We start from the raw sequence: 22,753 nt of genomic DNA, 5'->3' as shown, positions 1-22,753 counted from the left end.
GGCTGGCGATGCTGGACGAGCTTTCAGCCGTCGTTCAACAGTGCATCGTCTTTTAGGGAGTGTTCATGACGTTCTCCGTCCCCCCGTTGTTCGCGGCCTGGCGTCAGACCTGGCGCGCCGGCTACACCCTCAGGCGCTTACGCGGTGACATCAGTGCCGGGGTGACGGTAGGGATTATCGCCATCCCGTTGGCCATGGCCCTGGCGATTGCCGTAGGTGTACCGCCCCAGCAAGGTTTGTATACGGTACTGATCGCTGCGCCCCTGATCGCCCTGACAGGCGGATCGCGTTTCAATGTCAGTGGGCCGACTGCCGCGTTCGTGGTCATTCTGCTACCCATCACCCAACAATATGGCCTCGGCGGCTTGCTGCTTTGCACCATGCTTGCCGGCGTCATCCTCATTGTCCTGGGGCTGATTCGAGCCGGGCGGTTGATTCAGTACATTCCGTACCCGGTCACTCTGGGCTTTACCGCCGGGATCGGCATTGTCATTGCCACCCTGCAATTGAAGGACTTGCTGGGCCTGAACACCGCCGGCCACGCAGAACACTACATCGAACAGCTGGGCGTTTTGATTCTGGCGTTACCCAGCGCCCGGCCAGGGGACGGGATCATCGGCCTCACATGCCTGGCCGTTCTGATTGTCTGGCCACGGTGGGTGCCGAGGATTCCGGGGCATCTGGTAGCGCTTACCATCGGCGCGCTCCTGGGGTTGGCGTTGGAGCACGAAGGGCTGGCGGTGGCGACATTGGGTGAGCGTTTCAGCTACATGGTCGAGGGCGTCAGCCATCCCGGCATTCCGCCGTTCCTGCCAAGCTTTGATTGGCCGTGGAATCTGCCCGGTCCCGACGGCCAACCTCTGCACCTGTCTTATGACTTGATCCGCCAATTAATGGCCCCGGCGTTCGCCATCGCCATGCTCGGCGCCATCGAATCCTTGTTATGTGCGGTGGTGGCGGATGGCATGACCGGCAGCAAACACGATCCCAACGCAGAACTGCTGGGCCAGGGCCTGGGCAACCTGATCGCACCGTTGTTCGGCGGCATTACCGCCACCGCAGCCATTGCCCGAAGTGCCACCAACGTGCGCAGCGGAGCCTTTTCGCCACTGGCCACCATTATTCATAGCGCCGTGGTGCTGATGGCAATACTCGTCCTCGCACCGCTTTTCAGCTATTTGCCGATGGCTGCACTGGCAGCATTGCTGATCATGGTGGCGTGGAACATGAGCGAGGCCCGGCACGTGCTGCATACCCTGCGCATCGCGCCTCGCAGTGATGTGCTGGTCTTGTTGACCTGCCTGAGCCTGACGGTATTGTTCGACATGGTGATGGCCGTCGCCGTCGGCCTGCTGCTGGCCGCCGGGTTATTTATCAAACGCATGAGCGACCTCACCGACACCGCCGAACTGCCCCGCGCCTTCCATCAAGCCTTGCAGGACATGCCGGAACATGTTCGTTGCTATGCGATACGCGGGCCGCTGTTCTTCGGCGCAGCTGAAAAAGCCTTGGGAGTGCTACGCAAATTCAGTCCGGAGGTCAAAGTGGTGATCGTCGAGATGAGCGCCGTGCCGATGCTGGACATGACAGCGCTGGCGGCGTTCGACAATATCCTGAGGGATTACCGCACGGACGGCATCGGCCTGATTCTGGTGGCGACCACTCCAAGGGTTCGCTTGAAGCTCAGGCGCGCGGGCATCCATCGGGAACAGCGTCAGTTGGCCTACGTGAACAACCTGGAACAGGCTCGTCGCAAAAGCGAACGCTGGCTGGCCGAGGAAAATTGAGCGCACGGCTCAATCGAACTGCGCACGCATCCACGCCTGATATTCGGCCACACCAGGCTCACCTTCGCGCGGAGCCCAGTGCGCAAGCTCTCCCTCACCCACCGGGCGGTAAGGACCGGCCTTGCACTCGAACATCAGGCTGTCGGCTTCCAGTACCACCAGGCTATGGAACATACCGGTCGGCAGGTCCACACCCACACAATTGCCACCGGCCTGCAGGACTTGCTTGTTCAACACTACGCCGGTCTCGTCGAAGATCAGCACGCCGAGCCGTCCTTTGAGGACCAACAAGGTTTCGGCCTTGTTTTCACCCAAATGCCGATGAGGCGCGATATAGGTGTTCAGCTGTAAGCCTACCGCCATGCGATGGCAGGCGTCTTCCATCTGGTGGAAGTTGTGATGCTGACGCCCACGAGGATTGGCCGCGGCTTTCTCGGCCAATTCGGTGAACAGGGTTTGATCGAGAAAACGCGGCGTGGTCATTCCTTACATCCCTTTAACAGCGAAGATACCGTTAGCGTTACGCCAGTAGCCTTTGTAGTCCATACCGTAACCAAAGATATATCGGTCGATGCACGGCAGGCCGACGAAATCGGCTTTGAGGTCCGGGCGAGCCTTGCGGTCGTGGTCCTTGTCGATCAGCACGGCGGTGTGCACTTTGCGCGCGCCGGCGTGTTTGCAGAAATCGATGATCGCGCCCAGGGTGTGACCTTCGTCGAGGATGTCGTCGATGATCAGCACGTCACGGTCAATGAACGACACTTCCGGCTTGGCCTTCCAGAACAGGTCGCCGCCGCTGGTTTCGTTGCGATAGCGGGTAGCGTGCAGGTAGGACGCTTCCAGCGGGAATTGCAGATGGGTGAGCAATTTGCCAGCGAAAATCAGGCCACCGTTCATCACGCAGAACACCACCGGATTGCTGTCAGCCAGTTCTTCGTTAATGTGCGCACCGACGCGGGCGATAGCCGCCTCGACTTCAGCTTCGGTGTACAGGCAGTCAGCCTCTCGCATGATTTGACGGATATGCTCGAGATCAGCAGACATGGCGCTCTCCAGGGGGTGAGGGGCGGGACGGATTCAGGAAAAGCGGGCAAAGGTACGCATCAAGAGAGGCCAGATCAAGCGTTTGTGGACTAACGTACTGAATGTCTATAGGACAACACCCTCGGATAGATTAATCTAGGCCGGTTTTTTTGCCCGCCGCCGGAGCCTTTCCCCATGCCCATCCAAGAGATCCGCCATCCGCTGATCCGTCATAAACTAGGCCTGATGCGCCGTGCAGACATCAGCACCAAGAATTTCCGTGAGCTTGCTCAGGAAGTCGGCGCCCTGCTGACTTACGAAGCCACCAAAGACCTGCCGCTGGAAGCCTACGACATCGAAGGCTGGTGCGGCACCGTATCGGTCGAGAAAATCGCCGGCAAGAAAATTACCGTGGTGCCGATCCTGCGTGCCGGCATCGGCATGCTCGAAGGCGTACTGAGCCTGATCCCGGGCGCCAAAGTCAGCGCCGTGGGCGTTGCCCGCAACGAACAGACCCTGCAGGCCCACACCTACCTGGAAAAACTCGTCCCGGAAATCAACGAGCGCCTGGCAATGATCATCGACCCGATGCTCGCCACCGGCAGTTCCATGGTCGCCACCATCGACCTGCTGAAAAAGGCCGGTTGCCGCGACATCCGCGCCATGGTGCTGGTGGCCGCGCCGGAAGGCATCGCCGCCGTGGAGAAGGCTCACCCGGACGTGATGATCTACACCGCCTCCATCGATGAAAAACTCAACGAACACGGCTACATCATTCCAGGCTTGGGCGATGCCGGTGACAAGATCTTCGGTACCAAGCAGAAGGACGCTTGAGCATGCAGCAAGAGTTCAACGATCCGCTCTGGCGCACGGTGCTGTCTGGCGCACAGATGCTGTTCGTGGCCTTCGGCGCCCTGGTATTGATGCCGCTGATTACCGGCCTGGATCCGAACGTGGCGCTGTTCACCGCAGGCCTGGGGACGATTCTGTTCCAGATCGTCACCGGGCGTCAGGTGCCGGTGTTCCTGGCGTCGAGCTTTGCCTTCATCACTCCGATCATTCTTGCCAAGGGCCAGTTCGGCCTCGCGGCGACGATGGGCGGTGTCATGGCCGCGGGTTTCGTCTACACCTTCCTCGGCCTGGCCGTGAAGATCAAAGGCACCGGTTTCATTGACCGCTTGTTGCCTCCGGTCGTGATCGGTCCGGTGATCATCTCCATCGGCCTGGCCATGGCACCCATCGCCGCCAACATGGCAATGGGCAAGGCCGGCGATGGCACCGAGCTGATTCACTACCAGACAGCGATGCTGATCTCGATGCCAGCGTTGCTGACCACCCTGATCGTTGCGGTGTTCGGCAAAGGCATCTTCCGCCTGGTGCCAATCATCTCCGGCGTGTTGGTGGGGTTTGGCATGGCGTTCTACTTCGGCGTGGTCGACACCGCGAAGATTGCCGCCGCACCGTGGTTCGCCATTCCGCACTTCACGGCGCCGGAGTTCAACTGGCAGGCGATTCTGTTCATCGTTCCGGTGGCACTGGCTCCAGCCATCGAACACATCGGTGGCGTGATCGCCGTCGGTAGCGTGACCGGCCGCGATTACCTGAAGAAACCCGGCCTGCACCGCACGCTGCTCGGCGATGGCATTGCCACCACCGCGGCGGGCTTGTTCGGCGGTCCACCCAACACTACGTACGCCGAAGTGACGGGCGCGGTGATGCTGACCAAAAACTACAACCCGAAAATCATGACCTGGGCGGCGATCTTTGCCATCAGCCTGGCGTTTATCGGCAAGTTCGGCGCGCTGCTGCAAAGCATTCCGGTGCCGGTGATGGGCGGGATTCTGTGCCTGCTGTTCGGTTCGATCGCCGCAGTGGGGATGAACACCCTGATTCGCCACAAGATCGACTTGGGCGAAGCGCGCAATCTGGTGATTGTGTCGGTGACCCTGGTGTTCGGGATTGGCGGTGTGCTGGTCGGCACCGGGACTGGCCCCGACGACTTCGGCCTCAAAGGCATCGCGCTGTGCGCGGTGGTGGCGATTGCGCTGAATCTGCTGCTGCCAGGCAATGACAGCTGGAAGCACAAGAAGGCGAACGAGACTTTGCTCTGAGTGAACTGATCGTTCCCACGCTCTGCGTGGGAATGCAGCCCGTGACGCTCCGCTTCACTGGACGCGGAGCGTCCCTAGAGGCATTCCCACGCAGAGCGTGGGAACGATCATCAAAGTGCCAACGGCGCTCGTTCGCACAAGGCGTTCAATGCCCGCGCCCACTGCGGATCATCGTTGAGGCAGGGCACCAGCACCAACTCCTCTCCCCCCGCTTCGCGAAATAATTCCCGCCCGCGATCACCAATCTCTTCCAGCGTCTCGATGCAATCGGCAACGAACGCCGGGCACATCACCAAGACTTTTTTCACGCCCATTCCAGCCAATTCATCGAGGCGTGCTTCGGTATAGGGTTCGATCCATTTCGCACGGCCCAGACGCGACTGGAAAGACACCGACCACTTTCCCTTCGACAGCCCCAGGCGTTTGGCAAACTCCGACGCCGTGCGCAAGCACTGCGCGCGATAGCAAGTGGCCAATGACTGCGGCGAAGCGTTCTTGCAGCATTCCTCGTTCTTGAAGCAATGCTTGCCCGTCGGATCCAGCTTGGTCAGGTGCCGCTCCGGCAGCCCGTGAAAACTCAGCAGCAGGTGATCGTAGTCCTGCTCCAGATAGGGCTTGGCACTGGCCACCAATGCGTCGAGGTATTCCGGCTGATCATAGAACGGCTGGAGAATCGAGAACTGCACGTCGAGAGAATGCTCGCGCACCACCCGCTTGGCTTCCTCGATCACCGTGGTCACGGTGCTGTCGGCGAACTGTGGATAAAGCGGCGCGAGGGTGATTCTTTTGTGGCCCTGGGCCGCCAGTTGCAGCAGTTTCGACTCGATCGACGGTTCGCCGTAACGCATTGCCAGCTCCACCGGCCCGTGGCTCCACTGGGCAGTCATCGCCTGTTGCAGGCGGCGGCTGAGCACCACCAGTGGCGAGCCCTCCTCCCACCAGATCGAGGCATAGGCGTGGGCCGACTGTTCCGGACGCTTGATCAGGATCAGCGACACCAGTAGACGGCGCACCGGCCATGGCAGGTCGATCACATACGGGTCCATCAGAAATTGGTTGAGGTAACTGCGTACGTCCGCCACTGACGTGGAAGCAGGCGAACCCAGGTTGACCAGAAGCAATGCGTGATCGGTCATGCAACGTCCTATTTCAAAGGCGGCTGGACAGATCGTCCAGGGCCGCGCGCAAATCAGTGAACTGGAAAGTGAATCCCGCTTCCAGCAAGCGCACCGGCAAGGCTTTCTGCCCTCCCAGCAACAGCAGTGACAATTCGCCCAGGCACACTTTCAAAGCCAGGGCCGGCATCGGCATGAACGCCGGGCGGTGCAGCACGCTGCCCAGTGTCTTGGCGAACTCGCTGTTGCGCACCGGTTTAGGCGCGCAAGCATTATATGGACCGCTGGCGTCATTGCGATGCAGAAGAAAATCAATCAGGGCGATTTGATCGTCGATATGAATCCATGGCATCCATTGCCGACCACTGCCCAGAGGCCCGCCCAGCCCCAGCTTGAACGGCAGCAACAGGCGCGACAAAAAGCCGCCCTCGGCAGACAGCACCAACCCGGTTCGAATCAGCACCACGCGAACGCCCAGGGCTTCGGCGCGCTGGGCAGTTTCTTCCCAGGCAATGCACAGCTGACTGGCGAAATCATCGATGACCGGCGCAGACACTTCCGTCAGCTCCCGCTCGCCACCGTCGCCATACCAGCCAATTGCGGAACCGGAGATCAATACCTGCGGTTTTTGCTCACGGGTTTCGAGCCAGGCCAGCAAGGTTTCGGTCAGGGTGATGCGACTGCTCCAGAGCAAGGCTTTGCGTCTGGACGTCCATGGCCGGTCGGCGATGGGCGCGCCCGCCAGGTTGATAATCGCGTCCACGGGCTCTTGCCCCAGCTCCTGGAGCTGCGTGACACCTCGCACCTGGGCACCGCAAATTTTCGCGACTTTGGCAGGTGTACGACTCACGACAGTCAGACGATGCCCCTGACTCAACCAGTGTCGGCAGAGTTGACGTCCTATCAAACCAGTACCGCCGGTCAGCAATATGTGCATGACTTCTTCCTCGCGTGGCGTTTTACCCTGATCACTAGTCTATTTTTATAAGCAGGGATCTTTGGTATCGGGCAGGCTCTGTGTTTAACAATAGGCCAAGCTGTCAGATCGAGAACGCTAAAAGTTATACCAGAAAACAATATTGTACAGGTTTAAACCAAAGCGTAGTCTGTACAGAAAGGTAAACGAGGCCCCTATGACTGTACCTATCGCAATCATCGGCACCGGCATCGCCGGGCTCTCAGCCGCTCAAGCCCTGACAGACGTCGGGCATGTCGTTCAACTTTTCGATAAAAGCCGCGGCAGTGGCGGACGCATGTCGAGCAAGCGCAGTGATGCGGGTGCTCTGGACATGGGCGCCCAGTATTTCACTGCCCGCGACCGTCGCTTCGTCACCGAGGTCCAGCGCTGGCAAGCCAAAGGTTGGGTCGCCGAATGGACGCCGCAGCTTTACACCTTCCATGGCGGCCAGCTCAATCTGTCGCCCGATGAACAGACCCGCTGGGTCGGCACACCCCGCATGAGCGCCATCACGCGCGGCTTGCTCGGCGACCTGGAAGTGCATTTCGCTTGCCGGATCACTGAGGTCTATCGCGGTGAAGAACACTGGCATCTGCAAGACGCCGAAGGCTTCACGCATGGTCCGTTCAGCCACGTGATCATCGCAACGCCAGCCCCTCAGGCCACGGCTTTGCTGGCTGCCGCCTCGAAACTGGCAGGCGCCGCCGCCGGGGTCAAAATGGAACCGACCTGGGCGGTCGCGCTGGCGTTCGATACGCCGCTGGACACCCCCATGGAAGGTTGCTTCGTGCAGGACAGCCCACTGGACTGGCTGGCTCGCAACCGCAGCAAGCCGGGACGCGACAACACCATGGACACTTGGGTGCTGCACGCCACAAGTGCCTGGAGCCGGCAACACATCGACCTGTCCAAGGAAGCGGTGATCGAGCAATTGCACGGCGCGTTCGCCGAACTGTTGCATGATTCCATGCCCGCCCCAACCTTCAGCCTGGCCCACCGCTGGCTCTACGCCCGCCCCGCTTCCAGTCATGAATGGGGCGCACTGGCGGATGCCGATCTGGGCTTGTACGTGTGTGGCGACTGGTGCTTGTCCGGGCGCGTCGAAGGCGCCTGGCTCAGCGGTCAGGAAGCCGCTCGCCGCTTGCATGAACACTTGCAATGAACCGCATTAACCCCAGCAAATTGCTGCTGTCGAAATGGACAGCAGCCCACCCGCAAAAGCGCGAAAAACACTTTCTGGTGACCGAGCTGTTCCGCGATGAGGCGGGCACTGTGCTGACCGTCGAGTTGCAGGCAGTGTTGACCCAGCGCAATGAGCGACTCGACTGGCAAGCCCTCAAAGACAGCGACACCTGGTTGTCGGGCTGGAAATAGCGCCCACGCCGGAAATGCCCCTCCGCGAAAAACTTATACAAACAATTTGACTTGTACACCTCTGAACCTATGATGAAGTCATGTTGTACAGAGCCATCACTTTGTACAGGTTTAGATTCGAGGTGTTTCCAATGTGCGAACAGCCAGCGACCAAACCGAAAATCGCCATCAGCGCCTGCTTGATGGGGGCTGAGGTGCGCTTCAATGGTGGGCACAAGGAATCACGGTTGTGCAGCCGAACCCTGACTGACTATTTCGAGTTTGTTCCGGTGTGCCCCGAAGTCGCCATTGGCCTTGGCATACCGCGCGAACCGATTCGGTTGGTCGGCAATGGTGACCATCCCCAGGCGGTCGGCACCGTCAATCCCCAGATCAACGTTACCCGACCGCTCGCCGAGTACGGACAGAAAATGGCCGCGGAACTGGACGATATCTGCGGCTACATCTTCATGCAGAAATCCCCGTCCTGCGGCCTCGATCGGGTCAAGGTCTATCACCCTAACGGTTCTCCGGTGGACGGGGGTGGACGCGGCATTTACGCCCAGGCGTTCTGCGCGCTGCACCCCGACTTGCCGGTGGAAGAAGACGGTCGCCTCAACGACCCGGTATTGCGCGAAAACTTTCTCACCCGGGTGTTCGCCTACAGTGCCTGGCAGCAACTGTTGCAGGAAGGCCTGACCCGCCGTGGCCTGACCGACTTTCACTCGCGTTACAAATACCTGTTGATGGCGCACAACCCGGTGCAATACAAAACCCTGGGTAATCTGCTGGGCAACATGGGGCAGACCGATCCGCAGGAACTGGGTCCGCGCTATTTCAGCGAGTTGATGGCGGCATTGAAAAAATGCGCCACACGCCGCACCCACACCAACGTCCTGCAACACATCAGTGGCTATCTCAAACAAGCCATCAGCCCTGAAGACAAACAGGAAATGCAGCACGTCATTGGCCAGTATCGCCACGGCATCGTTCCGCTGGTGGTGCCACTGACTCTGCTCAAACATTTCTTTCGCCAACACCCGGATCCGTACATTGCGCAGCAGGTTTACCTGCAGCCGCACCCGGAAAACCTCAGCCTGCGAAACGCAATTTAATGGCAATGTCATGAAAAGCCCCCTCGACAGCAGCGCCAGCGAAGACCTGGGCGCCGACTTCAAGAAAGCCCTGGACGAAGGCTGGCTGCCGATACGTGAGGTAGCGCGCCAAACCGGAGTCAACGCCGTGACACTGCGAGCCTGGGAACGGCGTTATGGCCTGATCGTGCCCCAGCGCACGCCCAAGGGTCATCGCCTGTTTTCTGCCGAACACGTGCAACGGATTTTGACGATTCTGACCTGGCTCAATCGCGGTGTCGCCGTCAGCCAGGTCAAGCAACTGCTCGATACGCCCCAGGCCTTTTCCGAAGTCGTCGAGAACGACTGGCAGGTGCTCTGCCAGACGTTGCTGCAGGCCGTCACACACCTCAACGAACGCACCCTGGATGACACCGTCAACCAAGCCATGGCGCTGTATCCGCCCCGCACATTGTGCGAACAACTGCTGATGCCATTACTGGCAGAACTGGAACAACGCTGGCAGGGCCAGTTCGGCGCGCAGATGGAACGCGTGTTTTTCTATTCCTGGCTGCGCAGCAAATTCGGTGCGCGCATCTACCATAACAATCGCCAGTTGCGCACCGCGCCGCTGCTGTTGATCAATCAATCGGACCTGCCACTGGAACCTCACCTGTGGCTCACCGCCTGGCTGGTCAGCAGCGCCGATTGCCCGGTGGAAGTCTTCGACTGGCCACTGCCGGCGGGTGAACTCGCCTTGGCGGTCGATCACCTGCAAGCCCGCGGCGTACTGCTGTATTCCAGCAAAGCCATGAATCTTGCGCAGCTGCCGAAACTATTGAACGGCATCAGTTGCCCAAAAATGATTGCCGGACCAACGGTATGCATCCACCTCGCCGAGTTGTCCGTAAAAACCAGTGAGATCGCTGATTTGTTCTTGGCCGAAGACCCGTTATCGGCCCAACAGGACCTGGTTCAGCGAGGACTTATTTAAATGAAACGTGCGGACACCACCATGCAATTGATCTGGCTGCGCAGCGACTTGCGCCTGCATGACAACACCGCCCTGTCGGCGGCCGCCGAGCGCGGCCCGACAGTGGCGGTTTACCTGTTGAGCCCCGAGCAATGGCTGGAGCACGATGACGCGCCGTGCAAAGTGGATTTCTGGCTACGCAACCTCAGTGAGCTTAGCCGCGAGTTGGCCGAGCTGAACATCCCCTTGCTGATCCGCGAGGCGTCGCGCTGGGATGATGCTCCCAAAGTGCTGCTCGATCTGTGTCGGCAATTGAAGATCGACGCGGTGCACGTCAACGAGGAATACGGCATTCATGAGAGCCGTCGTGACACGGCCGTGGCTGAAACGCTGAAAGCCAACGGCATCGACTTCTCTAGTTACCTCGATCAATTGCTGTTCAAGCCGGGCACTGTGCTGACCAAGACCGGTACGTATTTCCAGGTGTTCAGCCAGTTCCGCAAGGTCTGTTACGAGCGCCTCCACCGTTCGCTCCCCCGGTTGGTTGCAGCCCCCGCTGCGCAGACGCCGCTGGCGATCAGCAGCGACCTGATCCCGTCAAACGTTCCCGGTTTCGAAACCCCGGGCGACAGCTTGCGCGCGCTCTGGCCGGCCGGTGAACGCGAGGCCTGCCGGCGCCTCGACTCCTTCGCCGATGCCCAGATCGACTATTACAAGAACGAGCGCGACTTCCCGGCCAAACCCGGCACCAGTCAACTCTCGGCGTATCTCGCCGCCGGCGTGATTTCCCCTCGCCAGTGTTTGCACGCCGCACTGCACAGCAATCAGGGCGAGTTCGAAAGCGGCAAGGTCGGCGCGGTCACCTGGATCAATGAACTGTTGTGGCGTGAGTTCTATAAACACATTCTGGTGGGCTACCCACGTGTTTCGCGTCACCGCGCCTTCCGCCCTGAAACCGAAGCGTTGGCCTGGCGCGATGCCCCAGAGGAACTGGCCGCCTGGCAAGAAGCCCGCACCGGCCTGCCGATCATCGACGCCGCCATGCGCCAACTGCTCGAGACCGGCTGGATGCACAATCGCTTGCGCATGGTAGTGGCGATGTTCCTGACCAAGAACCTGCTGATCGACTGGCGTGAGGGCGAACGTTTTTTCATGCGCCACTTGATCGACGGCGACCTGGCGGCGAACAACGGTGGCTGGCAGTGGAGTGCTTCGACAGGGACTGACTCAGCGCCCTATTTCCGTATTTTCAATCCGCTGAGCCAGTCGGAGAAGTTCGACGCCGAAGGCGTGTTCATCAAGCACTGGCTTCCAGAACTGGCCGGTCTGAACAAAAAAGAAGTGCACAACCCGGCGAACCTTGGCGGCCTGTTCGGCGTGGCAGATTATCCATCACCGATCGTCAACCTCAGCACTTCACGCCAGCGGGCCTTGGCCGCGTTCAAAAACCTGCCATCACGACAAGACGCAGGAGGGGCTCATGAGTGATTTCCTGCGGCGTTTTGCCCAGCTCTTCGTGCAGTTGAACAAAGACAATTTGCAGCGTCTGGGTGAGCTTTACACCGACGACGTGCGCTTCACCGATCCTCTGCACGAAGTGCAAGGTCTCGGACAACTGAGCCACTACTTCGGCGAGCTCTACGCCAACGTCAGCGACCTGCGTTTCGACTTTCACGGCTTTGACCAGATTGGCGATGGCGAGGGTTACTTGCGCTGGATCATGAGCTACCGTCATCCACGCCTGGGGGGCGGCCGGCTGATTCGCGTCGAAGGATGCTCGCACCTGCGCTGGCGCGACAAGGTTTATTGCCAACGGGATTATTTCGATGCCGGGGCACTGCTTTACGAACATTTACCCGTATTGGGTCGGGCGATTGCCTGGCTGAAAAGGAGAATGGGATGAATCTTGTACCTCCACGGCGGTACTGGCTGACCGGAGCCAGCAGTGGCATCGGCGCCTCGCTGGCCGAAGAAATTCTGAAGACCGGCGCTCATCTGGCCGTGAGTTCGCGCACTACAGCGGTATTGAAAGTTCTGTCCCAGCGCTATCCCGGGCAAGTGCTGGTGGTACCGGGAGACCTGACCAACAGCCAGGAAGTACGCGAGATCGGTGAGCAAATTGCCCGGCAATGGGGCTCTCTGGACACCGTCATTCTCAACGCTGGCACCTGCGAATACGTCGACGTTCAGCAGTTCGATTCGTCGATTGTCGAGCACGTGGTGCGCACCAACCTGCTGGCGAGCGCCTATTGCATCGAGGCCGCGTTGCCGCTGCTACGCAAGGGCACGGCGGCGCATCTCGTCGGTATGGCTAGTTCGGTGACGTACCTGCCGCTTCCGCGGGCCGAAGCCTATGGCGCATCGAAGGCCGGGTTGCGTTACCTGTTCGAATCCCTGCGCATTGATCTTGCGCCCGAAGGCATCGATGTCACGGTGGTCAGCCCGGGGTTTGTCGAAACGCCGCTGACCGCGAAAAACGACTTCCCGATGCCGCTCAGTTGGCCGGTCGCCAAAGCCGCCCGGCACATCTTCGCCAAACTCAAACACCACCCACTGGAAATCGCCTTTCCGGGGCTGTTCATGGCGGTTCTCTGGCCACTGTCGAAAATGCCCAACCGCGTCAAACTGGCAATCGGCAAGCGTATGGTGCGCAGACCTCCACCGATGCAGGATGTGCCATGAACATCGCCATTATCGGCAGTGGCATCTCGGGGCTGACCAGCGCCTACCTGCTCAATCGCAGTCACGAGATCACCCTCTTCGAGGCCAGCGACAGGATCGGTGGGCACACGCACACCGAGGACGTGAGCGTCGATGGCCAGCGCCACGCCGTGGACATGGGTTTCATCGTCTTCAACGACTGGACCTACCCCAATTTCATTCGCCTGCTGGGTCAGATCGGGGTGGCGTTCAAGCCGACGCAAATGAGCTTTTCGGTCACGGACCCGGACTCAGGCCTGGAGTACAACGGCAATACCCTCAACAGCCTGTTCGCCCAACGTCGAAACCTGTTGTCGCCAGGGTTCTGGGGCATGCTGCGCGACATCCTGCGCTTCAACAAACAAGCCCGGCGCGACCTGGATGAAGGCCGCATCGCTGCCGACATCACGCTGGACCAATACCTGAAAACCAACGGCTACGGCGAGCGATTCATCCTGCATTACATCGTGCCGATGGGGGCCGCGATCTGGTCGATGTCCATGGCCGACATGCTGGGGTTCCCGCTGCAATTCTTTATCAGGTTCTTCAAGAACCACGGCCTGCTGTCCGTCAACAATCGCCCGCAATGGCAGGTGATTGAAGGTGGCTCCAGTGCTTACATCAAGCCATTGACGGCGAGCTTCAAAGACAACATCCGCCTCAACTGCCCAGTGACCCGGGTCGAGCGCGACGAAGCAGGTGTCATCATCCATAGCGCCGCCGGCAGCGAGCGATTCGACAAAGTGGTCTTTGCGTGCCACAGCGATCAAGCCCTGAAGTTGCTGGCCAAGCCCAGCGATGCCGAAAGCTCCATTCTCGGTGCCCTGCCCTACGCCGACAACGAAGTGGTGCTGCACACCGACACAGGCCTGTTGCCCGTGCGAAAACTGGCCTGGGCCAGCTGGAATTATCGACTCGGCGGTCCCGGCCACATACGGACTGCGGTCACCTATGACATGAACATTTTGCAAGGTATCCAGAGCGATACCACGTTCTGCGTCAGCCTCAATCAGAGCGCCGGCATCAGCCCGGGCAAAGTGCTCGCCAAAACCACCTTCGCCCATCCGCAATACAGCCTGGCTGCCGTCACCGCGCAAAACCGCTGGGAAGAACTGGATGGCGCGCAACACACTTGGTATTGCGGCGCCTATTGGGCCAGCGGCTTTCATGAAGACGGCGTGGTCAGCGCCTTGCGCGTGGCGCGCTCGTTTGGAGAGGTGTTGTGAACAGCGCCCTCTATAGCGGCTGGATTGCCCATCGGCGATTCGTCCCCAAGCCTCATGCATTCCGTTACCGGATCGGCCTGCTGTATCTGGACCTCAGCGAGCAAGACGCCGTGCTCGGCCTGTCACCGCTCTCGGGGCGCAGTCGCTTTGCGCCGTTTTCATTTCGCCAGAGCGATTATCTGAAAACCTATACCGGCAGCGGCACGCCTCTGATTGATGCGGTGCGAACCCTTGTCAGCCAAGCCATTGGCCACGCGCCACAAGGTTCGATCTGTCTGCTGACCCAGCCACGCAGTTGGGGCCTGTCGTTCAACCCGGTGAGTTTTTTCTACTGCCATGAAGCAGACGGGCAACTGGCGGCAATTCTCTGTGAAGTCACTAACACCCCGTGGCGCGAGCGATATCACTATGTCCTGCCAGCCAAAGCCCCGGAGGACCTTGGCGATTTCCATCAGCATTTCGCCGTGGCGAAGGCATTTCACGTGTCGCCGTTTTTGCCTCCGGATCTGGAATACCGAATGAGCTTCAGCCCGGCCGCGCAAAAGCTTGGCGTGCACATGGCGGACTGGCAGGGCGAACTGAAAGTGTTCGACGCCACGCTCAACCTCAAACGCGAAACGCTGGATCGCCGCAGCCTGCACCGTTACCTGTGGCGTTTTCCCTGGATGACAGCGAAAACCTGTCTGGCGATCTACTGGCAGGCCCTGCGCTTGCTGCTCAAGCGTATGCCGATCTTTGCTCATCAGGCTGCCGATGGCAGCTTTAAAACCGCCCTGATTCCGCCCAAGGATCGCCGTCATGAAATCCTCTAGTGCTTCGGCCAAATTCAATCTGCTCAGCACCCACGGCCTGACCGGATCGTTACTGCGCCGCGGTGTGTTGCGGCAACTGGCGCATCTGCAACACGGGCAACTGGTGGTTATCGAAGACGGCGACAGGCAGGTCTTCGGCAACGCGGGCAGTCATTTATTGGGGGAAATTCATATTCTCGACGCGGCTGCGTGGGGACTGGTAGCCAGCAATGGATCGATCGGCGCCGGCGAAGCGTTTATCCACGGCTACTGGACTTCGCCGGACCTGACCGCTGTGGTGCGTGTTTTTGTCAGCAACCTTGAGGTGCTCGATGCGCTGGAAGGTGGCTTGGCAAAGCTTGGCCGGCCGTTCGTTCAAGGCCTGCACTGGCTCAATCGCAACACCCGCGAGGGCTCGCAGAAAAACATCGCGGCGCACTACGACCTGGGCAACGACCTGTTTGAGCAGTTTCTCGACCCGACCATGATGTATTCAGCCGCGCAGTTCCTCACGGACGAAGACACCCTGGAGCAGGCCCAACTGAACAAACTGGAACGGATCTGCCAAAAACTCGCGCTGAAACCGAGCGACCACTTGCTGGAAATCGGCACCGGATGGGGCAGCATGGCGCTCTATGCGGCACAGCAATACGGCTGCAAGGTCACCACCACCACGCTTTCAAAAGAGCAGTACGCGTATACCGCACAACGAATCGAATCCCTTGGCCTGCAAGACCAGGTCACGCTACTGCTCAAGGATTACCGCGACCTCACCGGGCAGTACGACAAACTGGTGTCGATCGAAATGATTGAGGCGGTGGGGCATCGCTTCTTGCCGGTGTATTTCAAGCAATGCGCGCACCTGCTCAAAAGTAACGGCTTGATGCTCCTGCAGGCGATCACTATCCGCGAACAACGGTACGAGCAGGCCAAAGGCAGCGTCGACTTCATTCAGCGTTACATCTTTCCCGGCGGCGCCCTGCCGTGTGTGCAGAAGATGCTGGAAGTCATCAGTCGCGACACCGACATGAACCTGTTGCACATGGAAGATTTCGGCCTGCACTACGCACGAACCCTGCGCCTGTGGCACGAGAATTTTCGCCGCGCCCACGGTCGCCTGAGTGAATTGGGCTACGACGAGGCGTTCTTGCGGCTGTGGGAATTTTACCTGTGCTACTGCGAAGGGGGATTTCTGGAGCGCACCATTGGCACCGCGCAACTGTTGTTGGCTAAACCGTCGGCGATGCCGGCGCCACTGCTGGGCCGCTTTGATGCTTGAACGCCTCGCCAATGCCCTGTTGTTTCAGCTTGGCTGGTTTGCCTGCGTGCTCGGAGGTGACAGTCTGTGGTTGTTGGTGGCGCTCACGGCGCTGGTGATTCATCTGCTGTGGATAAGTCGTTGGGCCGATGAAGGCCGATTGATCCTCAGCATTGTGCTGCTGGGCACCACCGTCGACAGTTCACTGCGCTGGCTGGGCGTGTTCGAGTTCAAACAGATCGCGCCCTTGATTCCGCTTTGGCTGATGCTGTTGTGGGCATTACTGGCAACCACGCTGCGTCATTGCCTGCAATGGAGCGCTAATCCATGGTGGCTCGCCAGCTTGCTGGGCGCCGTGGGTGGGCCGTTGTCGTATTACGCCGGCGGACAACTGGCTGGCGTGCAGTTCCCCTACGGTGAGGTGCCAACGCTGCTGGGCATTGCAGTGCTCTGGGCAGGACTGTTTCCCACCCTGCACTTCATGGCCCAGCGGCTGGCGTCAGACACGCGCAGCTAGCGTCCGTCAGGCCTTTCACACAGCATCGCCCCACTGCCTTACACTGCGCGCCATGAAAACCATTCCCCACACGCAAATCGCCGAATCGGCCGTCACGTGCTCGACCTGCGCGGCATGCTGCTGCCAGCTCGAAGTGATGCTGATCACGGACACAGGCGTGCCCGAACGTTTTATCGATACCGATGATTGGGGTGGGGAAGTCATGCTGCGGCTGGATGACGGCTGGTGTGCGGCGCTGGACCGCAACAGCATGATGTGCACCATCTACGAAAAACGCCCGCTGATCTGCCGGGAATTCGAGATGGGCGCGCCGGAGTGCATCGAAGAACGCCAAGGGATCACCACGGCGTATCGCTAGACTCGAATTCACTTAAGACCAATGTGGGAGCGAGCCTGCTCGCGATGGCTGCTCACCAGCCAACATTCGTGTCGAATGTTAAACCGCAATCGCGAGCAGGCTCGCTCCCACCTTTAATGCATCGAGTCTTACAACGGCATCGTGTAGTGCAATGCGTAACTCTCTACACCGTCATTCCAGCTACTAAGCCCGGCATTGGAATAGTGCGTCGCACGAATCCCGACTTCATGTCCGCCCGCGAAGCGCAAGCCAAACCCTATCCGGTCTTCAAACTGGAAGGACTCGCCCATTCTGCTGTCATCAAGTTTGGTATGGGAGAAAAATGCGACACCAACCCCCGCCTCGACATAAGGTTTGACGGTCTGGCCGGCAAACTCGTAAACGAACACCGGAGAGAAGGACAAGCTGTTGTTGTTGGAGGTCTTGTCGGCTTCCCAATAGGTGTAGGCACCACTCCAGTAACCGGTCAGACGACCGACGTCACTTTGCAACCAACTCTTGTCCCAGTCGAACTGCATGCCCAGTCGATAGGTCATGGTTGAATTACCGGTCTCGCCGACCCCGAACTCCACACCTGCCGCCTGCGCGGTAATGCTTTGCCCCATCAGTGCGGCCGCAATCGCAGCCAAGCAGAATAGTCGCTTCACTAGAAACATCCTTTTGCGAACGATGTCGTATGGTTTTTTTGTTGCTTCTCGCTATAGAAGTCGACGTTTAATCAGAAGTTCACCCCAATTATTCGTTGTTCCCCCAACGTTTCACTTACTGCTCAAAGCTTCGCACAACACCAGACGAATTCCACAGGATCGGCAAGATATTTCTGAAATGTTCCGGATCGGAACTCGTCCAGAACTGTGCAGCACTAGCAGGTCCTTGGGCGAGCAATTCACGCTCGGCCAACAGGCGCTGAAGTTGCCGCGCTACAGCGGCGCCGGTGTCGATCAGGCTGATGTCTTCTGGGATCATCTGCTTAAGCAACGGCTTTAGGAAGGGGTAATGCGTGCAACCGAGAATAATTGTGTCGCATCCGGCACCGAGCAGCGGCCCGACATAACTGGCCAGTAACTGACGCAATGCCTCGCTGTGCAGATCGCCGTTTTCAATCAGCTCTACCAGGCCCGGGCATGGCTGGGTAATGACCCGCACATCCGTGGCGAAACGGTCGAGCAAAGCGGCGAACTTGGCACTCTGCAACGTGCCGGTTGTGGCGAGCACGCCGACCACGCCGCTGCGGGTGGCGGCAGCGGCCGGTTTGACTGCGGGCTCCATGCCGACGATGGGCCATTGCGGGTAATCGCGCCGCAAGTCCGCGACTCCGGCGACCGTCGCCGTGTTGCAGGCCAGCACCAGGGCCTTCGCGCCTTGCTGCTGAAAAAATTCGGCCATGACACTGCAGCGCTGTTGGATGAAGGCGGGGGTTTTCTCGCCGTAGGGAACATTGCCGCAGTCGGCGACGTACAGCAAAGACTCGTTGGGCAGCAGACGCTGGATTTCGGCCAGCACCGAGAGCCCACCGACGCCGGAGTCGAACACGCCGATCGGCGCTTCACGCATGTGTCGAACCACAGACGCTGCAACCCGGATCACGTTTGACCCGCAACTCACGAAAGCGCGAACCCAGGGCATCGATCAATAACAGGCGACCGACCAGCGGCTCGCCGAAGCCGACCAGCAGCTTCATCGCCTCCAGCGCTTGAAGACTGCCCACCAGCCCCACCAAAGGCCCGACGACCCCGGCTTCGCTGCACGTCAATTCGGCTTCGCTGCCATGCCCGTATAAACAGTGGTAGCACGGACTTTCCGGGCGGCGCGGGTCGAACACCGACAATTGCCCTTCGAGCCGAATCGCCGCACCACTGACCAGGGGTTTGCGAGCAGCCACACACGCAGCGTTGACCGCTTCGCGGGTAGAGAAATTGTCGGAGCAGTCCAGCACCAGATCCACGGCGGCCACCGCGGCGGCCAGGGAGTCTTCGTCCAGTGCGGTACGGTGGGCGACCAGTTGAATCTCGGGATTGATCGCAGCCAGCCGGCGAATCGCCGAGTCGACCTTGCTCAGGCCAACGCTGTCGGTGTCGTGAATGATCTGACGTTGCAGGTTGGTCAGATCCACACTGTCGAAGTCCGCCAGATGCAGCTCGCCGACGCCGGCCGCCGCCAGGTACAGCGCAACCGGTGAGCCAAGTCCGCCGAGACCAACGATCAATACACGGCTTTCCTTGAGTCGCAACTGGCCGTCGATGTCGACGTGCTGCAACAGAATCTGCCGACTGTAGCGCAACAATTCCTGATCATTCAGCACGGCAGGCGCCCCAGGCTGATACGTTCGTGACCGCCCAGATCGGTGCGGCTGTGGACTTCTTCAAAACCACGACTGAGCAGCAAATCACGCACGGCCGTGGCTTGATCGTAACCGTGTTCGAGCATCAGCCAGCCACCCGCCTCAAGATGATCCGGCGCCTGGGCCACGATCAGCCGCAGGTCATCCAGCCCATCGACGCCTGCGACCAAAGCACTGGCCGGCTCAAAGCGCACGTCACCTTCCACCAGATGTGGATCGGCCGAGGCGATGTAAGGCGGGTTGCTGATGATCAGTTGAAACTGCTGACCTTGCAGGGCGCTGAACCAATGGCTGCTCAGCACGCTGGCGTTGTTCAGGCGCAGGCGCTGGCGATTGCGTTCTGCCAGGGCCACGGCTTCGAGCACGCGATCCACCGCGGTGACTCGCCAGGCCGGCCGTTCGCTGGCCAGGGCCAGGGCAATGGCGCCGCTGCCGGTGCCGAGGTCGAGGACCTTGGCGGGGGTGGCTGGCAACAGTTCCAGAGCGGCTTCCACCAGCAATTCAGTGTCCGGGCGCGGAATCAGTGTGTGCGGCGCGACTTCCAGATCGAGCTTCCAGAAACCTTGCTGGCCGAGAATGTACGCCACCGGCTCACCGCCACGGCGACGTTGCAGGTATTCGGCAAACTTCAGCGCCGCCTCGCTCGGGACAATGCGCTCGGGCCAGGTGTGCAGGAAACTGCGGGACTTGCCCAACGCCGCAGCCAGCAGCAATTCGGCATCCAGGCGCGCCGTGGGCGAGTCGGGCAAATCGGCGGCGCGCAACAAACTGGCAATGATCGTCATTTACTCACCTATCGCCGCCAGTTGGTCGGCCTGGAACTCGGCGAGCAACGGCTCGATCACCGCGTCGACGCCACCCGCGAGGATTTCGTCGAGGGAATACAGCGTCAGGTTGACCCGGTGGTCGGTGACCCGGCCCTGGGCAAAGTTATACGTGCGAATCCGCTCGGAGCGATCGCCCGAGCCGACCAGCAACTTGCGCTCGCTGGCGATGGCATTGGCCGCTGCGCTGGTCTGCTGGTCATTGAGTTTGGCCGACAGCCAGGACATCGCCCGGGCACGGTTCTTGTGCTGGGAACGTTCTTCCTGGCACTCAACGACAATACCCGACGGCAAGTGCGTGATGCGGATCGCCGAGTCGGTCTTGTTGACGTGCTGGCCGCCGGCACCGGAAGAGCGGTAAGTATCGACCCGCAAATCCGCCGGGTTGATCTCGATCGCTTCCTGCTCGTCAGGTTCAGGCAACACGGCCACGGTGCAGGCCGAGGTGTGGATGCGCCCTTGGGATTCGGTGGCCGGAACCCGCTGTACGCGATGCGCTCCGGATTCAAATTTCAGCTTGCCGTAGACGTTGTCGCCTTCAACCCGGGCGATGACTTCTTTATAGCCGCCGTGCTCGCCGATGTTCTCCGAGAGGATTTCCACCCGCCAGCCACGACGCTCGGCGTAACGCGAATACATGCGGAACAGGTCGCCGGAAAAGATCGCCGCTTCGTCACCGCCGGTGCCGGCGCGGATTTCGAGGAACACGTTACGGCCGTCGTTCGGGTCCTTGGGCAGCAGCATGCGTTGCAGGCTGGCTTCGATCTCGATCAGTTGCTCCTTGGCTTCGCGGACTTCTTCCACGGCCATTTCGCGCATGTCCGGGTCGCTGTCCTTGAGCAATGCCTGGGCGCCTTCGAGGTCACCTTGCACCTTGAGCAACTGTTTATAGGTTTCGACAATCGGCTCGACTTCCGCGTATTCCTTGGAATACATGCGGAATTTGTTCTGATCGGAAATGACTTCGCCGTCGCCAAGCAAGGCGGTCAATTCCTCGAAACGGTCCTGGAGGATGTCCAGCTTATTGAGCAGTGACGCTTTCATTGCGGTTTCTTATCCGAAAAGCTATCCGATGAGCCCTCATTCAGGGCAAAGAGTTCCTGGGCCATGGCCAGCGCATCAAGGCGGCCTTCGGCAGAGAGCTTTTTCAACTGCACGCTCGGTGCGTGCATTAGTTTGTTGGTCAAGGCGCGCGCCATTTGCACCAGCACGTCTTCGGCGCTGCTGCCGTTGGCCAGCATGCGCTGGGCCTTTTGCAATTCTTCGTCGCGCATGCGCTCGCTTTGTTGACGATATGCCTTGAGCACATCGACCGCCGCGAGTTCGCGCAGGCGCACCATAAATTCTTCGGCGCCCACCGAGACCATCTCTTCCGCCGCCTGGGCTGCACCTTGGCGACTCTTGAGGTTTTCGGCGACCACTTCGTGGAGATCGTCGACGCTATAGAGGTAAACGTCGTCCAACTCGCCGACTTCAGGCTCGATATCGCGCGGTACGGCGATGTCTACCATGAAGATCGGTTTGTGCTTACGCAGTTTCAACGCGCTTTCTACCGCGCCTTTGCCGAGGATCGGCAACTGGCTGGCGGTGGAGCTGATGACGATGTCGCTGCGCACCAGTTCGGCCGGAATCTCCGAGAGCAGGACCGCGTGAGCGCCAAACTGCTCGGCCAGAATGCTGGCGCGCTCCAGGGTACGGTTGGCGACAACGATGCGCTTTACACCCAGTTCATGCAGATGACGGGCGACCAGCGTGATGGTCTCGCCGGCGCCGATCAGCAAGGCCTGGCTGCGCTGCAGGTCACTGAAAATCTGTTTAGCCAGGCTAACCGCGGCAAACGCCACGGACACCGGGTTTTCGCCAATGGCGGTGTCAGTACGCACCTGCTTGGCCGCATTGAAAGTGGCCTGGAACAGGCGACCGAGCAGCGGACCGATGGTCCCGGCCTCGCGCGCCACAGCGTAGGCCGATTTCATCTGGCCGAGAATCTGCGGTTCGCCCAACACCAGCGAATCGAGCCCGGAGGCGACGCGCATCATGTGACGAACTGCCGCATCATCTTCGTGCACATAACTGCTCGCACGCAGCTCTTCGAGGCTCAAATGATGGTAATCGGCCAGCCAGCGCAACACGATGTCAGCCGAAAGGTGATCCTGTTCTATATAGAGTTCACTGCGATTGCAGGTGGAGAGGATCGCAGCTTCGCGGCTGTCGGTGAGGCGGCAGAGCTGCTGCAAGGCCTCCACCAGCTGCTCAGGGGTAAAGGCCACGCGCTCGCGGACGTCTACTGAAGCAGTCTTGTGGTTAATACCGAGTGCAAGGAAGGCCATTCAAGGTCGCTGATG

Annotated in this window: 25 protein-coding genes; 15 read left to right on the top strand and 10 right to left on the bottom strand. The window is 59.9% G+C overall.

From position 1 onward, the window contains the following. Positions 1 to 65: 65 nt before the first annotated feature. Positions 66 to 1,787 (top strand): C4-dicarboxylic acid transporter DauA, encoded by a 1,722-nt coding sequence (gene dauA / locus ACM6I0_RS23075; RefSeq protein WP_414923371.1) that lies wholly within the window; start codon positions 66 to 68, stop codon positions 1,785 to 1,787. A 9-nt stretch (positions 1,788 to 1,796) separates the two neighbouring features. On the opposite strand, the gene ACM6I0_RS23070 is transcribed toward dauA, so the two are convergent. Together ACM6I0_RS23070 and ACM6I0_RS23065 are read right to left on the bottom strand one after the other, a co-directional pair. Continuing rightward, complete coding sequence (locus ACM6I0_RS23070; protein ID WP_285435243.1) at positions 1,797 to 2,270, bottom strand: WbuC family cupin fold metalloprotein; 474 nt, start codon at positions 2,268 to 2,270, stop codon at positions 1,797 to 1,799. A gap of 3 nt (positions 2,271 to 2,273) precedes the next feature. After that, positions 2,274 to 2,831, bottom strand: coding sequence for a hypoxanthine-guanine phosphoribosyltransferase (locus tag ACM6I0_RS23065; protein ID WP_090180149.1), 558 nt, complete (start codon positions 2,829 to 2,831; stop codon positions 2,274 to 2,276). Positions 2,832 to 3,005: 174 nt separating this feature from the next. Here ACM6I0_RS23065 and upp point away from each other — a divergent pair, with 174 nt between their 5' ends. Next, positions 3,006 to 3,644 (top strand): uracil phosphoribosyltransferase, encoded by a 639-nt coding sequence (gene upp / locus ACM6I0_RS23060; RefSeq protein ID WP_222588413.1) that lies wholly within the window; start codon positions 3,006 to 3,008, stop codon positions 3,642 to 3,644. A gap of 2 nt (positions 3,645 to 3,646) precedes the next feature. Next, complete coding sequence (locus tag ACM6I0_RS23055; protein ID WP_222588414.1) at positions 3,647 to 4,921, top strand: uracil-xanthine permease family protein; 1,275 nt, start codon at positions 3,647 to 3,649, stop codon at positions 4,919 to 4,921. A gap of 110 nt (positions 4,922 to 5,031) precedes the next feature. Here ACM6I0_RS23055 and hemH read toward each other — a convergent pair whose 3' ends face one another. Further along, on the bottom strand, positions 5,032 to 6,057 hold the full coding sequence (gene hemH, locus ACM6I0_RS23050) for a ferrochelatase (RefSeq protein WP_285435239.1): 1,026 nt from the start codon (positions 6,055 to 6,057) through the stop codon (positions 5,032 to 5,034). Positions 6,058 to 6,070: 13 nt separating this feature from the next. Next, complete coding sequence (locus ACM6I0_RS23045) at positions 6,071 to 6,973, bottom strand: TIGR01777 family oxidoreductase (RefSeq protein ID WP_414923370.1); 903 nt, start codon at positions 6,971 to 6,973, stop codon at positions 6,071 to 6,073. Between the two features lie 196 nt (positions 6,974 to 7,169). Here ACM6I0_RS23045 and ACM6I0_RS23040 point away from each other — a divergent pair, with 196 nt between their 5' ends. The 12 genes from ACM6I0_RS23040 to ACM6I0_RS22985 all read left to right on the top strand — a co-directional run bounded on the left by ACM6I0_RS23040 (position 7,170) and on the right by ACM6I0_RS22985 (position 17,243). After that, positions 7,170 to 8,156 carry an NAD(P)/FAD-dependent oxidoreductase gene (locus ACM6I0_RS23040; RefSeq protein WP_090180134.1) on the top strand — a complete coding sequence of 329 codons (987 nt, stop codon included), beginning with the start codon at positions 7,170 to 7,172 and terminating at the stop codon, positions 8,154 to 8,156. Further along, positions 8,153 to 8,368 (top strand): TIGR02450 family Trp-rich protein, encoded by a 216-nt coding sequence (locus ACM6I0_RS23035; RefSeq protein ID WP_414923369.1) that lies wholly within the window; start codon positions 8,153 to 8,155, stop codon positions 8,366 to 8,368. Before ACM6I0_RS23040 ends, ACM6I0_RS23035 begins: the two co-directional genes overlap by 4 nt. 131 nt (positions 8,369 to 8,499) lie before the next feature. Continuing rightward, the gene (locus ACM6I0_RS23030) at positions 8,500 to 9,462 is read left to right on the top strand and encodes a YbgA family protein (protein ID WP_414923368.1); all 963 of its coding nucleotides are present in this window, start codon (positions 8,500 to 8,502) and stop codon (positions 9,460 to 9,462) included. A 10-nt stretch (positions 9,463 to 9,472) separates the two neighbouring features. Beyond that, on the top strand, positions 9,473 to 10,414 hold the full coding sequence (locus ACM6I0_RS23025) for a MerR family transcriptional regulator (RefSeq protein ID WP_414923367.1): 942 nt from the start codon (positions 9,473 to 9,475) through the stop codon (positions 10,412 to 10,414). A 21-nt stretch (positions 10,415 to 10,435) separates the two neighbouring features. Next, positions 10,436 to 11,881, top strand: a complete 1,446-nt coding sequence (gene phrB / locus ACM6I0_RS23020) for a deoxyribodipyrimidine photo-lyase (RefSeq protein ID WP_285435331.1) — start codon at positions 10,436 to 10,438, stop codon at positions 11,879 to 11,881. Next, complete coding sequence (locus ACM6I0_RS23015) at positions 11,874 to 12,296, top strand: nuclear transport factor 2 family protein (RefSeq protein ID WP_285435230.1); 423 nt, start codon at positions 11,874 to 11,876, stop codon at positions 12,294 to 12,296. The genes phrB and ACM6I0_RS23015 overlap by 8 nt, the downstream gene beginning before the upstream one ends. Continuing rightward, positions 12,293 to 13,075, top strand: coding sequence for an SDR family NAD(P)-dependent oxidoreductase (locus tag ACM6I0_RS23010; RefSeq protein ID WP_285435228.1), 783 nt, complete (start codon positions 12,293 to 12,295; stop codon positions 13,073 to 13,075). Before ACM6I0_RS23015 ends, ACM6I0_RS23010 begins: the two co-directional genes overlap by 4 nt. Next, positions 13,072 to 14,319: an NAD(P)/FAD-dependent oxidoreductase gene (locus ACM6I0_RS23005; protein ID WP_285435226.1), complete on the top strand. Its 1,248-nt coding sequence runs from the start codon at positions 13,072 to 13,074 to the stop codon at positions 14,317 to 14,319. The genes ACM6I0_RS23010 and ACM6I0_RS23005 overlap by 4 nt, the downstream gene beginning before the upstream one ends. Then, complete coding sequence (locus ACM6I0_RS23000; RefSeq protein ID WP_285435224.1) at positions 14,316 to 15,131, top strand: DUF1365 domain-containing protein; 816 nt, start codon at positions 14,316 to 14,318, stop codon at positions 15,129 to 15,131. Before ACM6I0_RS23005 ends, ACM6I0_RS23000 begins: the two co-directional genes overlap by 4 nt. Beyond that, the gene (locus ACM6I0_RS22995) at positions 15,118 to 16,389 is read left to right on the top strand and encodes an SAM-dependent methyltransferase (protein WP_285435223.1); all 1,272 of its coding nucleotides are present in this window, start codon (positions 15,118 to 15,120) and stop codon (positions 16,387 to 16,389) included. The genes ACM6I0_RS23000 and ACM6I0_RS22995 overlap by 14 nt, the downstream gene beginning before the upstream one ends. Beyond that, the gene (locus ACM6I0_RS22990; protein WP_285435222.1) at positions 16,382 to 16,885 is read left to right on the top strand and encodes a DUF2878 domain-containing protein; all 504 of its coding nucleotides are present in this window, start codon (positions 16,382 to 16,384) and stop codon (positions 16,883 to 16,885) included. Before ACM6I0_RS22995 ends, ACM6I0_RS22990 begins: the two co-directional genes overlap by 8 nt. A gap of 52 nt (positions 16,886 to 16,937) precedes the next feature. Beyond that, on the top strand, positions 16,938 to 17,243 hold the full coding sequence (locus ACM6I0_RS22985; RefSeq protein WP_208671463.1) for a YkgJ family cysteine cluster protein: 306 nt from the start codon (positions 16,938 to 16,940) through the stop codon (positions 17,241 to 17,243). A 128-nt stretch (positions 17,244 to 17,371) separates the two neighbouring features. On the opposite strand, the gene ACM6I0_RS22980 is transcribed toward ACM6I0_RS22985, so the two are convergent. From ACM6I0_RS22980 to hemA, 6 genes are all read right to left on the bottom strand, one after another. Next, on the bottom strand, positions 17,372 to 17,890 hold the full coding sequence (locus ACM6I0_RS22980) for an acyloxyacyl hydrolase (protein WP_414923366.1): 519 nt from the start codon (positions 17,888 to 17,890) through the stop codon (positions 17,372 to 17,374). 115 nt (positions 17,891 to 18,005) lie between these two features. Then, positions 18,006 to 18,797 carry a glutamate racemase gene (gene murI / locus ACM6I0_RS22975; protein WP_285435219.1) on the bottom strand — a complete coding sequence of 264 codons (792 nt, stop codon included), beginning with the start codon at positions 18,795 to 18,797 and terminating at the stop codon, positions 18,006 to 18,008. Further along, positions 18,790 to 19,545 (bottom strand): molybdopterin-synthase adenylyltransferase MoeB, encoded by a 756-nt coding sequence (locus ACM6I0_RS22970; protein ID WP_285435218.1) that lies wholly within the window; start codon positions 19,543 to 19,545, stop codon positions 18,790 to 18,792. The genes murI and ACM6I0_RS22970 overlap by 8 nt, the downstream gene beginning before the upstream one ends. Beyond that, entirely contained in the window at positions 19,539 to 20,369 is an 831-nt protein-coding gene (gene prmC / locus ACM6I0_RS22965; RefSeq protein ID WP_285435217.1) for a peptide chain release factor N(5)-glutamine methyltransferase, read from the bottom strand. Before prmC ends, ACM6I0_RS22970 begins: the two co-directional genes overlap by 7 nt. Next, the gene (gene prfA, locus ACM6I0_RS22960) at positions 20,370 to 21,452 is read right to left on the bottom strand and encodes a peptide chain release factor 1 (RefSeq protein ID WP_285435216.1); all 1,083 of its coding nucleotides are present in this window, start codon (positions 21,450 to 21,452) and stop codon (positions 20,370 to 20,372) included. Further along, the gene (hemA, locus tag ACM6I0_RS22955; RefSeq protein ID WP_414923365.1) at positions 21,449 to 22,738 is read right to left on the bottom strand and encodes a glutamyl-tRNA reductase; all 1,290 of its coding nucleotides are present in this window, start codon (positions 22,736 to 22,738) and stop codon (positions 21,449 to 21,451) included. The genes prfA and hemA overlap by 4 nt, the downstream gene beginning before the upstream one ends. Between the last annotated feature and the right edge of the window lie 15 nt (positions 22,739 to 22,753).

It is taken from the genome of Pseudomonas sp. IT-P294, from assembly GCF_949767865.1.
Taxonomy (GTDB): domain Bacteria; phylum Pseudomonadota; class Gammaproteobacteria; order Pseudomonadales; family Pseudomonadaceae; genus Aquipseudomonas.
The sequence above is the reverse complement of the archived record's forward strand: the minus strand, read 5'-3'. Positions and strand labels throughout refer to the sequence as shown.

Bases quoted from the DNA above. Each gene is read 5' to 3' on its own strand.
- ACM6I0_RS23045 (WP_414923370.1), bottom strand. From the start codon at position 6,973: ATGCACATATTGCTGACCGGCGGTACTGGTTTGATAGGACGTCAACTC.
- dauA (WP_414923371.1), top strand. From the start codon at position 66: ATGACGTTCTCCGTCCCCCCGTTGTTCGCGGCCTGGCGTCAGACCTGG.
- hemH (WP_285435239.1), bottom strand. From the start codon at position 6,057: ATGACCGATCACGCATTGCTTCTGGTCAACCTGGGTTCGCCTGCTTCC.
- prmC (WP_285435217.1), bottom strand. From the start codon at position 20,369: ATGACGATCATTGCCAGTTTGTTGCGCGCCGCCGATTTGCCCGACTCG.
- prfA (WP_285435216.1), bottom strand. From the start codon at position 21,452: ATGAAAGCGTCACTGCTCAATAAGCTGGACATCCTCCAGGACCGTTTC.
- ACM6I0_RS23065 (WP_090180149.1), bottom strand. From the start codon at position 2,831: ATGTCTGCTGATCTCGAGCATATCCGTCAAATCATGCGAGAGGCTGAC.
- ACM6I0_RS23005 (WP_285435226.1), top strand. From the start codon at position 13,072: ATGAACATCGCCATTATCGGCAGTGGCATCTCGGGGCTGACCAGCGCC.
- ACM6I0_RS23040 (WP_090180134.1), top strand. From the start codon at position 7,170: ATGACTGTACCTATCGCAATCATCGGCACCGGCATCGCCGGGCTCTCA.
- phrB (WP_285435331.1), top strand. From the start codon at position 10,436: ATGCAATTGATCTGGCTGCGCAGCGACTTGCGCCTGCATGACAACACC.
- ACM6I0_RS23010 (WP_285435228.1), top strand. From the start codon at position 12,293: ATGAATCTTGTACCTCCACGGCGGTACTGGCTGACCGGAGCCAGCAGT.
- ACM6I0_RS23015 (WP_285435230.1), top strand. From the start codon at position 11,874: ATGAGTGATTTCCTGCGGCGTTTTGCCCAGCTCTTCGTGCAGTTGAAC.
- ACM6I0_RS23055 (WP_222588414.1), top strand. From the start codon at position 3,647: ATGCAGCAAGAGTTCAACGATCCGCTCTGGCGCACGGTGCTGTCTGGC.
- ACM6I0_RS23030 (WP_414923368.1), top strand. From the start codon at position 8,500: ATGTGCGAACAGCCAGCGACCAAACCGAAAATCGCCATCAGCGCCTGC.
- murI (WP_285435219.1), bottom strand. From the start codon at position 18,797: ATGCGTGAAGCGCCGATCGGCGTGTTCGACTCCGGCGTCGGTGGGCTC.
- ACM6I0_RS23025 (WP_414923367.1), top strand. From the start codon at position 9,473: ATGAAAAGCCCCCTCGACAGCAGCGCCAGCGAAGACCTGGGCGCCGAC.
- ACM6I0_RS22990 (WP_285435222.1), top strand. From the start codon at position 16,382: ATGCTTGAACGCCTCGCCAATGCCCTGTTGTTTCAGCTTGGCTGGTTT.
- hemA (WP_414923365.1), bottom strand. From the start codon at position 22,738: ATGGCCTTCCTTGCACTCGGTATTAACCACAAGACTGCTTCAGTAGAC.
- ACM6I0_RS23035 (WP_414923369.1), top strand. From the start codon at position 8,153: ATGAACCGCATTAACCCCAGCAAATTGCTGCTGTCGAAATGGACAGCA.
- ACM6I0_RS22985 (WP_208671463.1), top strand. From the start codon at position 16,938: ATGAAAACCATTCCCCACACGCAAATCGCCGAATCGGCCGTCACGTGC.
- ACM6I0_RS23070 (WP_285435243.1), bottom strand. From the start codon at position 2,270: ATGACCACGCCGCGTTTTCTCGATCAAACCCTGTTCACCGAATTGGCC.
- upp (WP_222588413.1), top strand. From the start codon at position 3,006: ATGCCCATCCAAGAGATCCGCCATCCGCTGATCCGTCATAAACTAGGC.
- ACM6I0_RS22995 (WP_285435223.1), top strand. From the start codon at position 15,118: ATGAAATCCTCTAGTGCTTCGGCCAAATTCAATCTGCTCAGCACCCAC.